The sequence below is a fragment of the Vibrio sp. CAU 1672 genome (assembly GCF_029223195.1).
In the GTDB taxonomy this organism is placed as follows: domain Bacteria; phylum Pseudomonadota; class Gammaproteobacteria; order Enterobacterales; family Vibrionaceae; genus Vibrio.
In genome coordinates, this window is record NZ_JARHUF010000028.1 from 1 (window position 1) to 15,240 (window position 15,240).

Annotated in this window: 14 protein-coding genes and 1 rRNA gene; 3 read left to right on the forward strand and 12 right to left on the reverse strand. The window is 48.1% G+C overall.

Translation table 11 applies throughout. The features are described 5' to 3' along the window. The 8 genes from P2G85_RS18465 to dusA form a co-directional block, all read right to left on the reverse strand. Nucleotides 1–113 (reverse strand): 16S ribosomal RNA (locus P2G85_RS18465); the annotation flags it as partial. Between the two features lie 610 nt (nt 114–723). Beyond that, entirely contained in the window at nt 724–1,503 is a 780-nt protein-coding gene (locus tag P2G85_RS18470; RefSeq protein WP_275865540.1) for a phosphoadenylyl-sulfate reductase, read from the reverse strand. Beyond that, nucleotides 1,496–3,232 carry an assimilatory sulfite reductase (NADPH) hemoprotein subunit gene (gene cysI, locus P2G85_RS18475; RefSeq protein ID WP_275865541.1) on the reverse strand — a complete coding sequence of 579 codons (1,737 nt, stop codon included), beginning with the start codon at nt 3,230–3,232 and terminating at the stop codon, nt 1,496–1,498. The genes P2G85_RS18470 and cysI overlap by 8 nt, the downstream gene beginning before the upstream one ends. Continuing rightward, complete coding sequence (locus tag P2G85_RS18480; RefSeq protein ID WP_275865542.1) at nt 3,232–5,106, reverse strand: assimilatory sulfite reductase (NADPH) flavoprotein subunit; 1,875 nt, start codon at nt 5,104–5,106, stop codon at nt 3,232–3,234. The genes cysI and P2G85_RS18480 overlap by 1 nt, the downstream gene beginning before the upstream one ends. A gap of 117 nt (nt 5,107–5,223) precedes the next feature. Then, nucleotides 5,224–5,454 (reverse strand): hypothetical protein, encoded by a 231-nt coding sequence (locus tag P2G85_RS18485; protein ID WP_275865543.1) that lies wholly within the window; start codon nt 5,452–5,454, stop codon nt 5,224–5,226. Between the two features lie 144 nt (nt 5,455–5,598). Further along, complete coding sequence (locus P2G85_RS18490; RefSeq protein ID WP_275865544.1) at nt 5,599–6,255, reverse strand: TIGR04219 family outer membrane beta-barrel protein; 657 nt, start codon at nt 6,253–6,255, stop codon at nt 5,599–5,601. A 101-nt stretch (nt 6,256–6,356) separates the two neighbouring features. Further along, nucleotides 6,357–6,572: an envelope stress response protein PspG gene (gene pspG / locus P2G85_RS18495; protein WP_275865545.1), complete on the reverse strand. Its 216-nt coding sequence runs from the start codon at nt 6,570–6,572 to the stop codon at nt 6,357–6,359. 163 nt (nt 6,573–6,735) lie between these two features. Further along, entirely contained in the window at nt 6,736–7,716 is a 981-nt protein-coding gene (dusA, locus tag P2G85_RS18500; RefSeq protein WP_275865546.1) for a tRNA dihydrouridine(20/20a) synthase DusA, read from the reverse strand. A gap of 297 nt (nt 7,717–8,013) precedes the next feature. Here dusA and zur point away from each other — a divergent pair, with 297 nt between their 5' ends. Together zur and P2G85_RS18510 are read left to right on the forward strand one after the other, a co-directional pair. Then, nucleotides 8,014–8,472, forward strand: coding sequence for a zinc uptake transcriptional repressor Zur (zur, locus tag P2G85_RS18505; protein ID WP_275865547.1), 459 nt, complete (start codon nt 8,014–8,016; stop codon nt 8,470–8,472). Between the two features lie 18 nt (nt 8,473–8,490). Then, entirely contained in the window at nt 8,491–8,952 is a 462-nt protein-coding gene (locus P2G85_RS18510; protein ID WP_275865548.1) for a chemotaxis protein CheX, read from the forward strand. A gap of 98 nt (nt 8,953–9,050) precedes the next feature. Here the strand turns inward: P2G85_RS18510 and pgi are convergent, their stop codons facing one another. Next, a complete protein-coding gene (pgi, locus tag P2G85_RS18515; protein WP_275865549.1) occupies nt 9,051–10,703 on the reverse strand; it encodes a glucose-6-phosphate isomerase in 1,653 nt (550 codons plus the stop codon). Nucleotides 10,704–11,010: 307 nt separating this feature from the next. On the opposite strand from pgi, the gene P2G85_RS18520 reads away from it, so the two are divergent. Then, nucleotides 11,011–11,430, forward strand: coding sequence for a secondary thiamine-phosphate synthase enzyme YjbQ (locus P2G85_RS18520; RefSeq protein ID WP_275865550.1), 420 nt, complete (start codon nt 11,011–11,013; stop codon nt 11,428–11,430). Nucleotides 11,431–11,485: 55 nt separating this feature from the next. Here P2G85_RS18520 and P2G85_RS18525 read toward each other — a convergent pair whose 3' ends face one another. The 3 genes from P2G85_RS18525 to P2G85_RS18535 are packed head-to-tail and all read right to left on the reverse strand — an operon-like array spanning nt 11,486 to nt 15,176. After that, the gene (locus P2G85_RS18525) at nt 11,486–12,682 is read right to left on the reverse strand and encodes a hypothetical protein (RefSeq protein WP_275865551.1); all 1,197 of its coding nucleotides are present in this window, start codon (nt 12,680–12,682) and stop codon (nt 11,486–11,488) included. A gap of 3 nt (nt 12,683–12,685) precedes the next feature. Beyond that, on the reverse strand, nt 12,686–13,762 hold the full coding sequence (alr, locus tag P2G85_RS18530; RefSeq protein ID WP_275865586.1) for an alanine racemase: 1,077 nt from the start codon (nt 13,760–13,762) through the stop codon (nt 12,686–12,688). Nucleotides 13,763–13,775: 13 nt separating this feature from the next. Then, entirely contained in the window at nt 13,776–15,176 is a 1,401-nt protein-coding gene (locus P2G85_RS18535; RefSeq protein WP_275865552.1) for a replicative DNA helicase, read from the reverse strand. Nucleotides 15,177–15,240 lie beyond the last annotated feature (64 nt).

The window sequence follows — 15,240 nt, forward strand, 5'->3', positions numbered from 1 at the left end:
GCTCGCCGCCCATAATTTCCACCGAAGCTTCTATTATGTCGCTGCCGCTCGACTTGCATGTGTTAGGCCTGCCGCCAGCGTTCAATCTGAGCCATGATCAAACTCTTCAATTTAAGATTTTGTCGGCTCAATGAATACTGAACATTCCTTTCGCTAATAAATAGCAGAAGTAATGTTTGAATTGACTGTGCTGAATCTTTCGATTCAATGGTCACTTCGTATCATTGAAACCTAATTTGAAGCCGAAGCTTCGAATTGGATTATCATCAACGAGTGCCCACACAGATTGATAGGTCTATATTGTTAAAGAGCTACTCTTCTTTGTGATTGACATCACTTCGGAAGAGGCGGCCATTTTAGCGAGATAATTATCAGTGTCAAACACTTTTTTGCTTTTATTTTACTTTTTTCAAAGTAAAGGCAATTAACTATTTCGCTTTTCTTTCTAGCCTGTCGATTTGACCCTGAACCCTTATGAGCTCTTGCCCTGTCGACGAGGAGGCATTATAGAGACCCCGATCTCATTGGCAAGTATTTTTTTGCAAAAAATGCAGAAATAACGTCTAAGAGCGGACTTTTTACTCAAAGGCTTATTTATACCAATTTACACAACCATCCCAAACAGGTTATCCACAGAGTTATCCTATTGGGCGTGATTTTTAAGTCTAGTCGAAAAGAACAAAGCTGCTAAATAGCAGCTTTCATTAATTATCCAGGCTAAATCTAGATACCCGAACCATCTTGCTCGGCACTATCGTCTTCGTGAAGCCCACATTCACGCTTCAAACCGAAAAAGCGAGTGTCTTCCTCTTCCATCCCCGGCTCCCACTTACGAGTGGTGTGTGTGTCACCAACCGATAAATAGCCCTCTTCCCAAAGTGGGTGATAGGAAAGCCCATGCTCTTGCAAATAGTAATGCACATCTTTATTACTCCAGTCAACCACTGGTAAAAACTTAAACACACTATTCTGAACCGATAAAATCGGTAGCCCTGCACGTGATTTGGCTTGTTCACGACGTAAGCCAGAAAACCAAGTTCCCACCTTCAGCTCTGTTAGCGCTCTGCGCATCGGTTCAACTTTATTCAGCTTATTGTATTTGCTGATACCCTCAACGCCTTGCTCCCACAATTTACCGTAACGCGCTTCTTGCCAGTGAGCGCTTTCCTGCGCGCGATAAACTTTCAGGTTAAGGTTCAATTGCTCTTTCAGTTGGTCGATGAAGCGATAGGTTTCCGCAAAGAGATATCCCGTATCGGTTAAGATCACCGGAACATCTGGCTTTTGTTGCGTAATCAAGTGCAACATCACTGCCGCCTGAATACCAAAACTGGATGAAACTGCAAACTCACCTTGCAAGTTCTCCAGCGCCCACGCAACGCGTTCTTGCGCCGATAACTGTTCAAGCTTGACGTTAATCTCAGCTAGGCGAAGACTCTGTTCCGCCTTAGTTAAAGTCAACAACTCTGCCAGTTCCAGCTTGGAAGCGACGGAATCAAGCATAAAAGTCCCTCCTTGATACAAACACTTCCTGAATGATGCGAGCACGAATGGTGAAGTCACCAAAGCACTCACCCTCTTCCCGCTCATTGGCCCAACGACCGACTAATTGATCGATTTCTTCAAGGATCTGTTTATCGGTAATGTTCTCTTTATACATCTTAGGTACGCGCGTACCAGCTCGATTCCCCCCCAGATGGAGGTTGTAACGGCCTGGAGCTTTACCGACTAAACCGATCTCTGCCAGCATTGCCCGGCCACAACCGTTGGGACATCCCGTCACACGCAGAATGATGTTGGCTTCTTTTGGCAGACCATGCTTCTCCAAAATACCTTCTACGTCGGTAACAAACTGAGGAAGGAAACGCTCGGCTTCTGCCATTGCCAGCGGACAAGTTGGGAAAGCTACACACGCCATAGAGTTCTTACGCTGTTCACTAACACTGTCATCCATCAAGCCGTGCTCACGAGCAATCTTTTCAATCTTAGCTTTTTGGCTTTTAGGTACACCCGCAACAATCAGGTTTTGGTTTGCGGTCATGCGGAAATCGCCTTTATGGATTTTGGCAATCTCAGCAACACCGGTCTTCAGTGGTTTATCTGGGTAATCCAGCAGGCGCCCGTTTTCGATGAAGAGCGCTAGGTGGTGCTTACCATCAATCCCTTCTACCCAACCGATACGATCACCGCGTTCCGTGAATTCAAACGGCCGACTTGCTTCAAACTGAATGCCTGCACGCTTTTCGACTTCGGCTTTAAAGACATCAGTTCCCACACGGTCGAGGGTGTACTTGGTTTTGGCGTTCTTGCGGTTTGAACGGTTCCCCCAATCACGTTGAGTTGTTACTACTGCCGCTGCGACCTCTAGCGTTTTCTCTAACGGGATAAAACCAAAGTCGTCAGCTCGACGTGGGTAAGTTGAGGTATCTCCGTGTGTCATTGCCAGACCGCCACCGACAAGCACATTAAAGCCAACCAACTTGCCGTTATCTGCAATTGCGACAAAGTTGAGATCGTTCGCGTGCACATCGACATCATTTTGCGGCGGAATAACCACAGTGGTTTTAAACTTACGCGGCAGGTAGGTCTTACCCAGAATCGGTTCGTCTTCCTGTGTCGATTCTACTTTTTCGCCATCCAGCCAAATTTCAGCATATGCGCGAGTTTTCGGTAACAGGTGCTCACTGATTTTCTTCGCCCATTCATACGCCTCCTGATGAAGCGCTGACTCAACCGGGTTAGTGGTGCACAGCACATTACGGTTCACGTCACCTGCTGTCGCAATAGAATCAATACCAATACTGTTTAGCGTTTGGTGCATCAACTTAATATTTGGCTTTAGTACACCATGGAACTGGAATGTTTGACGCGTAGTGAGACGAATACTTCCGTAAAGAGAGTGCTCCGTTGCAAACTTGTCGATCGCCAGCCATTGCTTTGGCGTGATGATGCCGCCCGGCATACGTGCACGAAGCATCACGTTATGCAGTGGCTCCAGCTTTTGTTTTGCACGCTCATTACGGATATCGCGGTCATCTTGCTGATACATACCATGGAAGCGGATCAGCTGGAAATTGTCGGCGGTAAAACCACCGGTAATACGGTCTTGCAGATCTTGCGCAATCGTACCGCGCAGTAAATTACTTTCCCGCTTCAGGCGTTCGTTATCCGACAGTGGGCCTAATTCTTCGCCTAATACAACCTGCTTGTTATTTTCAATAGAAAAAGTCATTAGTACACATCCCTTTGGTAACGTTTCGCTTTACGTAAGTCATTAATGAATTCTTCCGCATCATCGCGTGACAGCTCGCCCTGTTGTTCAGCAACATAAATCAACGCTTCATGAACATCTTTCGCCATGCGGTTTGCATCCCCACAGACATACAGGTAGGCACCATCTTGGATCCACTGCCATACCTGCTCGGCGTTTTCTAGGATTCGATGTTGAACGTAGACTTTCTCTGCCTGGTCCCGGCTAAACGCCACATCAAGACGAGTCAACAAACCTGACTTGAGGTACTTCTGCCATTCAACTTGGTAAAGGAAATCTTGAGTAAAGGTACGGTCACCAAACAACAACCAGTTCTTGCCTTCCGCGTCACGGTTATCACGCTCTTGAATAAAACTGCGGAAAGGGGCGATACCAGTACCAGGACCAATCATGATGATTGGCGTATTGTCATCTTGCGGCAATTTGAAGTTGTTGTTGTGCTCAACAAACACTTTTACTTCACCGCCTTCTTCTAGACGCTGCGCCAGAAAGCTTGACGCACCACCATAACGCTTCTCATCACCCTTGTCGTACTCAACCAAACCAACGGTCAGGTGCACCTCTTCATCTACTTCTGTTTGACTTGAAGCAATAGAATATAGACGGGGTGTCAGGCGACGCAGCAACCCCACCAGCTCTTCTGCGCTAAGTTTGGTTTTCTTCTCTGCCAGCACATCAACTATTTGGGTAGCAGTTGCGTACTCACGGAGTTTGTCTTTGTCTTCCACCAGCTTTTGCAGCTTCTTGCTACCGGAAAGCTCGGCAAACTTGGTGACCAACTGCGGATTGGCGGCAGTGATCTCGTATTGACTGACCAAAGCACTGTGAACAGAAAGGCTTTCTCCATCCACTTCGACACTCTCGACTCCAGAAAGGCCGACTTTGCCTAAAATTGCATTCGCCAATTCTGAACTGTTCTCAAACCAAACGCCTAATGCATCGCCTGGCTGATAAGTCAGTCCGGAGTCTTCCAGATCAATTTCGATATGGCGAACATCTTTACCGGAATCACGACCGGTGATTTTCTGGCTGGAAAGCAACGTTGCGGTATATGGGTATTGCTTGTTATAGACAGAGTGACCTGACACGGCCTGGCCGACAGGCAGTTGCACAATTTCAGCTTGTGTTTCTGCAGAGAGCGCTGCTTTGACTGTCTTTAGTGCTTTCGCACGCCATTCACTCGCGGGGGCTTCATAGTCCACATCACAATCGATACGTTCGATGAATGGCGTCGCGCCCTGCTTAGATAAAAATGCATCAAAATCTTTACCGGTCTGACAGAAAAACTCGTAACTGGAATCCCCCAACCCAATCACACCATACTGAAGGTTTGGCAGCTTAGGGGCTTTCTTTGACTGCAGAAACTCATGCAGTTCTATCGCGTTGTCTGGCGCTTCACCTTCACCGTTGGTTGACGCGACAATAATGACATGAGTTTCTTTTGCTAAGTTCTTACCTTTGTAATCGCTGGCATCAAACAGCTCAACAGCGATCCCCTGGGCCAGCGCTTCTTGCTCAAGCGCCTCCGCCACCCCTTTGGCGTTGCCCGTCTGGGAAGCAAAGATGATCGTCAGTTTTCCTGCGGGTTTCGCTGCCACCGCAGCAGCAGGTTGGGTGGGCGACGTTGCGCTCGTCACACCGGATTGGTTTTGCGCCAAGCCCCAGAAGAAACCACTGACCCACGCGAGCTGCTGCGAAGACAGCCCGGTGACGGTTTGCTGGAGCGTAGTTAATTGCTGATCGTTAAGTGGGCTAACAAGCGGAGAATTGCCGGCTGACCCGTTATTTTGTTCAGACACACTTTTGTGAGAATACTCATTCTTTGGAAAAGACATTGTCACGACATCCCTATTCATTGCGTGACGTTAGATTAACCACTCTCCTTAATAACAAGAAAGAATAGAAGTGAATGTTTTATAACTTTTTGGAAGTAGAAAGCCGTTAACCGATCACTACCGGTCTTCAATCCGTACCTGCTGAAACCCGACGGCCATTGCGGATTTGGAAGCGGTATCCAAATCATCATACAGGCACTCTTCTCCATGACTGTCTGTCAGTACCACAAAACCGCCGCGGGCATGACGAAATTCAACGACCCAGCCCCCTTCTTGGATAGACGGTTCAATCACAGCCTCAACCAGCTGTTTTTCTCTGAATAAATGTCTTAGCTCATTAATTGTCATAGCGATCCCTGCTCAACCACCACATTGCTCTTAATAAGCATGGCTGAACTCTAAAGAGATGCATGAATTTTTCGATTAAATATAACGAAGTGATATAAAAAAACGCCGCTTATAAGGCGACGTTTTAAACAAACCGGTTAGCTCTTAAAACCTATACTCGGCACCAACAAAAAAGCCGTTAGCAAAAATAAACTCTTTGCCTAACGTCGAGGTAAACGATTCGGACTCCAAATCAATTACACGATAACCGCCACGGAAAACCACCTGTGCATCATCCAGTGGCAGATGGTATTGTACCCCTGCCATCAGGTCCGTACTCTTGATCCCGTTGTTGTTACCAAAATGCATTTCACCAATCACATCAACGTTGGTGTTTGGCACCGATATTTCTCCGTAGCCATACCACGCCCAAATCAGCTCATCAAAGTCTGCCAAGGTATTATCTTCTGCGTTGATATAGCGGGTATCACTTAAGTTACTCAGTGTTATACCTGCATCAAAGTGGAGTAAATCGTGCTCGAGAATCTGGTAGTACAAGGTTAAATCCAGTTTATCGAAGCCCATATAGTCGGCATCGACACTTGAGTAGCGCACCCGGGCATTCGGTACATATTGAATGTTATGCTCTATCGCCGCGTAAAAGGATCCACTGGTATGGCTGTCACGACGGACTTCATTCACCTTAGTGTCGGCTCTCCATACTTCTCCCCCTACTGTTATCGAAACATCAGTGTCTGCCAAGGCAGGAAAAGAGGTCGCTATAGTCAGCGCCGTTAACGCGCAAGCCGCCTTCATTGTCATCGAATTGCTACTCCAAGATCGCTTGATCATTTTCATCAGGGCATAAGGGAAAATAGTATCATACTCTCCCTGACAGCCCTCAATAATATCTCGGCAATCGCCTACTTATAACGGGGCTGGGCGACGACATGCTTAAAAAACCAAATACCCAGTGCGATAACGATAAGCCAAGGCAATAGCTTAAATACCACGCCAACCATACCAAGCAAAAACATCACCATCAGCGCCACCCCTGCCGCTGCAAAGACTGTGGCCATTGTCAGGCCGGTGACCAGTAGCGTTGCAGTAAAGACCAGAATAAAGATCAGTTCCAACATAATCACTTCTCCTTTGTTTTAAGCTTACCTGAGCAGGTTCCGTACCAATAACCAAAACAAAACTCAACTCATTAATTTAAAACAAAAAAATAAAGCCAGAGCACAAATCGCGCTCTGGCCTTAGCAACTAGGTCTGGTGATTTTTACCTACCCATGGTGAAATTTACACATTCAGTTCCTGAGGAATTTTAGCCAGTGCCTGTTCTAGCACTTCGAGACCCGCTCCAGGCTTGTGCGCATTCTCACTGATATGACGACGCCATTGGCGTGCTCCAGGCATGTTTTGGAATAACCCCAACATATGACGTGTCATGTGACCAAGGTAAGCGCCTTTCGCAAGCTGCTCCTCAATGTAAGGGTACATCTCTTGCACGATTTGGCTGCGTTTCTTGACCGGTGCATCAGAGCCAAACAACTCCTGGTCTACCGAGGCCAGCAGGTATGGACTCTGATACGCCTCACGGCCAATCATCACGCCGTCAAGATGCTCAAGATGTTCTTTCGCTTCTTGCAGAGACTTCACTCCGCCATTCACTGCAATGATTAAGTGAGGAAAGTCTTTCTTCAGCTGGTATGCCCGCGGGTAATCCAATGGGGGAATTTCCCGGTTCTCTTTCGGACTTAGGCCGCTGAGCCACGCCTTACGTGCGTGGATGGTAAATTGTTCACAACCGCCTTTTTCTGCCACGATGGAAACAAAATCGGTTAAGAACTCATATGAGTCCTGATCATCAATACCAATCCGTGTTTTAACCGTGACTGGCACATCAACCACTTCTTTCATTGCCGCAACACAGTCAGCCACCAGCAGAGGCTCAGCCATCAGGCACGCACCAAACCGGCCATTTTGGACCCGGTCGGAAGGACAGCCGACATTGAGGTTGATTTCATCATAGCCGCGCTCCTGCGCCAGTTTGGCACACTGTGCCAAATCGGCCGGGTTAGAGCCGCCAAGCTGCAACGCCACCGGGTGTTCTTCTTCGTTGTAAGCCAGGAAGTCTCCTTTTCCATGAATGATCGCACCTGTCGTTACCATCTCGGTATACAGCAGGGTTTCCTTGGTCATTAAGCGGTGGAAGTAGCGACAATGACGATCGGTCCAATCGAGCATCGGGGCCACAGAGAGCCTGCAAGAATGAGTCATGATATAAACACCCGTTTTACGTTACCAAATAAAGTGAGCGATAATGCGCTCAAAAATCAAGTCGGCTATTGTATACCCAAGTGACTTCCAGATGCGAGCATTGCTATCTGCGCAAATCATCAAAGCCGGCGCTATCGAATAATCAGCGAAAAGAGTCAAAATTGAGATCTATTGCCAAACCTCTAAGTACGGCAATTGGTATTAAGTCATGATTTCCGCTGTGATTGGGGGTAGAATCGGTAATTTCTGAACCAACTTGGTATAGAAATAGGTTATAATCAGGCTCGTCCAATAGTTATGGTGAAAAGTTTGGGCTCAACAATCATTGAACAAATTGAAAGCATTTGCACCGCTCGGGGCGTCCGGCTAACGCCACAGCGCCGACGGGTGTTTGAACTCATTTGTATGAATCGTCGCGCCTCCAGTGCATACGAGCTATTGGAACAATTGAAACAAAGCGAACCTCAAGCCAAGCCACCCACGGTCTACCGTGCTTTGGACTTTTTGATTGAACAGGGCTTTATCCATCGCGTCGAGTCCACCAACAGCTATATCTCTTGTTGCTCTTGTAACTCCAAACAGCACTTTTTCCAGCTATTGATTTGCGAGAAGTGCGGTGATGTCGTTGAACTGGAGGATGAGAGACTGATATCCTTGTTGAACAATAACGCAGAGAAACACGGGTTTCAGGTCACCAACCAGATCGTAGAAACTCACGGCATATGTCAGGCATGTGCCTCTGAGACGAAAGAATAAGTAAATAGAAGAACATTTATGCGCGCTGAATTTGTAAACCCGTTTTTAGCTTCACTGATGAATGTCCTAAAAACGATGGCTTCTCTCGAACTGAAGCCTCAAAAACCAAGAATCAAAAAGGATGAAATCGCCCGTGGCGATGTGTCAGGCTTGATCGGCATGGTAGGCCCCCAGACACGAGGTTCAATGTCGATCACCTTTGATGAACCGTTAGCTCTTGAAATCATGCAGAACATGCTCGGGGAGCGCCCAAATGGACTGAATGAAGAGGTTACGGACATGGTTGGTGAGATCACCAACATGGTCACTGGTGGTGCGAAGCGCATTCTGGCTGAAAGTGGCTTTGACTTCGACATGGCAACCCCAGTGGTCGTTTCTGGCAAAGGCCATACGATCCGTCATAAATGTGAAGGTTCTATCATCATCATGCCGTTTGTCTCTCAGTGGGGTAATGCCTTCATTGAGATTTGCTTCGAATAATCGAGAAAAAATAGGTTGGCCAATGCCAACCTATTTTTTTTGCTTCAAGCCACAAAAAAGGTCAGCAAATGCTGACCTTTTGTCTTTCTCATCAAACATTAAGCTTTGAACGCTTTAAAGGCGTTGATCAGGCCATTAGTCGAGCTGTCGTGTGAGCTAATCTCTGACTCATCAGCCAGTTCAGGCAGGATCTGGTTTGCTAGTTGTTTACCTAACTCAACACCCCACTGATCGAAGCTGAAGATATTCCAGATCACACCTTGTACGAAGATTTTGTGCTCGTACATTGCGATCAGGTTACCTAGCGTGCGAGGCGTGATTTGCTTAACCAGGATAGAGTTGGTTGGGCGGTTACCTTCAAATACTTTGAATGGTACTAGCGATGCCACTTCTTCTTCGCTCTTACCGGCTTTAGCAAATTCAGCTTTCACTGTTTCTGCAGACTTACCAAATGCCAATGCTTCGGTTTGGGCAAAAAAGTTAGACATCAGTTTTTGGTGGTGATCGCTGGCTGGGTTGTGGCTGACTGCAGGAGCAATGAAGTCACATGGGATCAGCTTAGTGCCTTGGTGGATCAGCTGGTAGAACGCGTGCTGACCATTGGTACCTGGTTCACCCCAGATAATTGGACCGGTTTGGTAAGTCACTGCGTTGCCGTTACGGTCAACGTACTTACCGTTAGATTCCATGTTACCCTGCTGGAAGTACGCCGCGAAGCGGTGCATGTACTGGTCGTAAGGTAGGATCGATTCTGACTCAGCGCCGTGGAAGTTGTTGTACCAAATACCGATCAAAGCAAGAATCACCGGGATGTTGCTTTCTAGCTCAGTTGATACAAAGTGGTTATCCATTTCGTGAGCACCTTCTAGAAGCTCAACGAAATTGTCGTAACCAACCGCCAGTGCAATTGAAAGACCGATTGCTGACCATAGTGAGTAACGGCCGCCAACCCAGTCCCAGAACTCAAACATGTTGTCTGTGTCGATACCGAACTCAGATACCGCAGGAGCATTAGTTGATAGCGCAGCGAAGTGTTTAGCCACGTGTGCTTGATCACCCGCAGTCTCCAGGAACCAGTCACGTGCAGAGTGCGCGTTGGTCATGGTTTCTTGAGTAGTGAACGTCTTCGACGCGATCAGGAATAGCGTTGTTTCTGGATCGACTTTCTTCAGCGTCTCAACGATGTGTGTACCATCAACGTTAGAAACGAAGTGCAGGTTCAGGTGGTTTTTATATGGCGCTAGCGCCTCTGTCACCATGTAAGGACCCAGATCCGAACCGCCGATACCGATGTTAACGATATCCGTGATAGCTTTGCCGGTGTAACCTTTCCACTCACCGCCAATTACGCGTTCAGTGAATGATTTCATTTTCTCCAGCACAGCATTGACTGCAGGCATAACATCTTCGCCACCAACCATTACTGGTTTGTTAGCGCGGTTACGCAGAGCGGTATGAAGAACGGCACGGCCTTCAGTCTGGTTGATCGCTTCACCACTGAACATCGCTTCAATTGCTGACTTAAGCTCAGTCTCATTAGCAAGAGCGAAAAGGTGCTTCAGAGTTTCCTCGTTGATTAAGTTCTTAGAGTAATCGACTAGGATGTCTGAGCCGAAGCGTGCAGAGTATTTGTCAAAACGCGCCGCGTCTTGAGCAAACAGCTCTTTCAGATCCATATCTTGTGCAGATTCGAAATGCGCGGTCAGCGCTTTCCAAGCTTGTGTTTGCGTTGGATTGATATTTTTCAACATGGTCTTTATCCCGATGTTACAGTAGGTTCCATTCCTGACAGTCTAGCGAAAACTGCGGAATCCCCGATTTAGCAAATAGAATATAAATTAACATGTTTGGGCAAATCGCCACAAAACAAGTATTTGTAATTTTTTTTCAGGCGCCAATTATGACCGAGTGGCTTAACACTCACATTGAGTTAGGTCACGTTACCTGTTCCGAATTTAAACAATTCATTTATGGTGCGAGGAATCATATCATTTACCAATGACCGACTCTAATTGGATTAGGATAGACGCCAAATCAAATTTTTCCAAAGGAACGCATATGTGGGCACAAAAAACATTGCAATTGAAAGCGCGTCGTCGAGGCTTTCATCTCGTCACTGATGAAATTGAACAACAATTACCACAAATCCAATCGCTTTCAGTAGGTTTGTTACAGCTGTTTATTCAGCATACTTCAGCCAGCTTAACCTTAAACGAAAACGCCGATCCGACTGTACGTATGGATATGGAAGCTCACTTAAACAAATTTGTACCGGAGCGTGCACCTTACTATCAACACACCTATGAAGGGGATGATGATATGCCGGCTCATATTAAAGCATCACTGCTTGGCAGCAGTGTGACCATTCCGATTCAAAACGGTCGCCTGGCCCTGGGAACATGGCAAGGCATTTATTTAGGTGAGCACCGCGACTTTGGTGGCAGCCGCCGCATTATCGCAACCCTCAACGGTGAATAGTTCAGATAAAACAGAGGCTAACCTCCTGGTTAGCCTTTATCGCTTAAGCTATTGATTAGAATGGTTGGTTGATCATTACCCGGAAGGTACCTTCATCCGCACCTTTTGCCATTTCAACACGAACCACAATCCCTTCGACCTGGAAACGCACTGCCCCGCCAACGTTCCACTTCATCTCTTGATGCAGTGTTTTAAGATTGTACTCTTCAGCCACACGCCCGGCTTCGACAAACGCCACCCATTGCCACCAAGGCAAGTCGTAGTAGTTGATGATTGGAATGTCATCCAGCGGCTGCCAGTCAGGTAATACGCGGTACTCCGCTGAATAGTGAATGGCCGAGCGTCCGTGATAACGACCTGCAGTATAGCCTCTCAGGCGATACAAACCACCAAGGCGGACTTGCTCAGGTTCAGGGGGACGGCTACAGGCTGCACCAGCACATTGATTCCAGGTCGGCGTATCGGCAGTATAAAAATCAAAAGCCACAACTTGTTGATCAAACCAGTCGCCTAGCGGGCCAAGTGCGTAGTATTGACTATTCTGCAACTCCCACTTGAGCCACAAGTCTTCCGACTGCCAACTTTCAGCCCCGGTAGTGAAACCCAAAGACGTGTGCGAACCCCGGGTGGTATTGCGTACACTATCGCGGTTATCCCAATCAAAAGTCAGGCTGAAGCCAGTCGCTTGATCTTTGCTGAGAGGATAAATATCCAGCTCACGGGAAGAATAAAACGGCGTGAAGATGATTGAGCTCACCCCGGACTCAACCGGTGAAGTAAAACTCACATCACGCACCGGTTGGAATGCGCCAGGCAAGCCGTGCTCACGCACACTCCCCCAGGGAAGCAGATACTTAAACTCGAGCTTGTAGTTCTCTTCATCACCATTAGTAATGGTTTTGTCGTCAATAGAAGATCCATTCGTACCTTGGTCACCCAAGTAGTAAGGACTGTCATTAAAGCGCGCCTGATACATTTGCGTACTAACCAGCAAATCTGGCGTCAATGCGTAGTTGAATGCCGAGATGAAGCCGACATAGCTGTCTTTTTCCGAGTACAGCCCCATACCAAAGAGCACCGCCTGTGGCTGACCGACCCCTTTCGCCACCCCGGCGACACCAATGGTGCTGCCGAGCGTATCGGTACTGAAATAAAACGGCAAAAATGCCGAATCTTTCTCTTTGGCGATAGTCTGCGAAGATAAAAAAAGGCTGGCAGAACATGCCAGCACTAACAACAATCGTCTCTTCATCAGCTACTTCGAGTATTCCATTTCGACACGGGAAGTCAGCTTGGTCACCAATTCATAAGCGATGGTACCAATGTGGCTTGCGACTTCTTCTACCGGTAAATCTTTCCCCCACAGAATCGCTTCATCACTGACTTTATCCGTCGCATCGGGCCCGAGGTCGACCGTCAACATATCCATCGATACCCGGCCGGCAATCGGCACTTTACGACCATTGACCAGTACCGGAGTGCCGTTAGGTGCGGTTCTGGGATAACCATCGCCATAACCCACGGCGATCACGCCGACTTTGGTATCGCGCTGACTGGTCCATATTCCGCCGTAACCGACACTTTCGCCTTTTTTGACTTCACGCACAGCAATAAGGTGAGATTTCAGCGTCATCACCGGTTGGTAACCCAAGTCTTGCGCGGTCTTGTCATTAAATGGAGAAACGCCGTACATGATGATGCCAGGACGAACCCAGTCAAGCTGACTGTCTGGCCAAGCCAACAAGCCAGCGGATGCGGCAAGGGAGCGATCCCCTTCACAGCCATCAGTAAGTGACATAAACAGCTCAAGCTGCTCAAGGGTAATATTGCTGTCCAGTTCATCAGCGCAGCCAAAATGGCTCATGTAACGCAATGGCTTGGCGACATTCGGGCACGCTTCCAGACGCGCGAGAAACTCATTGTATTGCTCGGGACGAACCCCCAGGCGATGCATGCCGCTGTCAATTTTCAGCCACACCACGACCGGAGTCTCAAGCTCGGCTTGTTCCAGCGCCACCAGTTGTTCTTCACAATGAACGACGGTTTGAATGTTATTGGTCACCAACACTGGCAGGTCACCCGGCGAGTAAAAACCTTCGAGTAAAAGAATCGGCTTCACTACCCCACAAGCACGCAGCTGCAGTGCCTCTTCAATCCGAGCCACACCAAACGCATCGGCATTCGTCGCATGCTTAGCAACGTGGCGCAACCCGTGGCCGTAACCATTCGCTTTCACCACCGCCATCACTTTACTTTGGGGCGCTTGTTCTTTCACCCGCTGCAAGTTGTATTGCAGTGCAGACAAATCTATGCAGGCCATGGCCGCTTTCATATAACTCATGACATTACTCATCATCAATATCAAATGCAGGGCCCGCGTAGTTGTCGAAACGCGAATGCTGTCCCTGGAAGGTCAGCCGGACGGAACCGATTGGGCCATTACGCTGTTTACCCAGGATGATTTCGGCTGTGCCTTTATACGGGCTGTCTGGATGATAAACCTCATCACGGTAGATAAACATGATCAAATCGGCATCCTGCTCGATAGAGCCTGATTCACGTAAGTCTGAGTTAACCGGCCGTTTATCCGCGCGCTGCTCCAGGGAACGGTTCAACTGCGATAGCGCTACTACAGGGACATTCAGCTCTTTAGCCAGAGCTTTTAGAGAGCGGGATATTTCAGCGATTTCCAGTGTACGGTTATCCGACATGGCCGGCACACGCATCAGCTGAAGGTAGTCGACCATGATCATCGATAACCCGCCATGTTCGCGTGCCACACGACGAGCACGTGAGCGGACTTCGGTCGGCGTCAGGCCTGAGCTGTCATCGATATACATGTTCTTCTTCTGCATCAGCAGACCCATGGTCGAAGAAATACGCGCCCAGTCTTCATCGTCTAACTGGCCCGTCCGGATCTTGGTTTGGTCAACGCGTGACAACGAGGCCAGCATACGCATCATTAACTGTTCGGCCGGCATCTCTAAAGAGAAGATCAACACCGGTTTTTCTTGCTGCATGGCCGCATTTTCACACAAGTTCATCGCAAAGGTGGTTTTACCCATCGAAGGACGCGCCGCAACAATCACCAAATCAGAACCTTGCAGACCGGCCGTCTTCTTATTCAGATCAGTAAAGCCGGTATCGACCCCCGTCACCCCGTCCTGCGGCGTTTTGTACAGCAGCTCGATACGCTCAAGGGTTTTTTCGAGGATATTATCGACGTTCTGCGGACCTTCATTCTCGCTGGTGCGCGACTCGGCAATGGCGAAGACTTTACTTTCCGCCATATCAATCAGATCTTCCGAGCTGCGGCCCTGAGGATCATAGCCCGCATCCGCAATTTCATTCGCCACCCCGATCAGGCCCCGGACGATCGCACGTTCCGCGACAATATCCGCATACGCATTAATATTGGCCGCACTCGGGGTATTTTTCGCCAGATCCGCGAGATAGGCGAACCCTCCGACGTCTTCTAACCGCTCGTGACGCTCGAGATATTCTGAGAGAGTAATCAGATCAAGCGGCTTACCCGCTTCAAGGATAGTCTTAACCCCTTCAAAAATAAGGCGGTGTGGACGACTATAGAAATCACTGCTGACAACGCGCTCGGCAACCGTGTCCCAACGTTCGTTGTCCAATAAAAGGCCACCAATCACCGACTGCTCAGCTTCCAGTGAATGAGGGGGAACTTTGATTGCGTCGACCTGACTGTCCAAAGGTTTACGATTTCTGTTTTCCGCCATGACTCTGCTCAATAACTACTAATGACCGCTGATTATAACCTTAAACCTGTTCAAGATGCTCGTT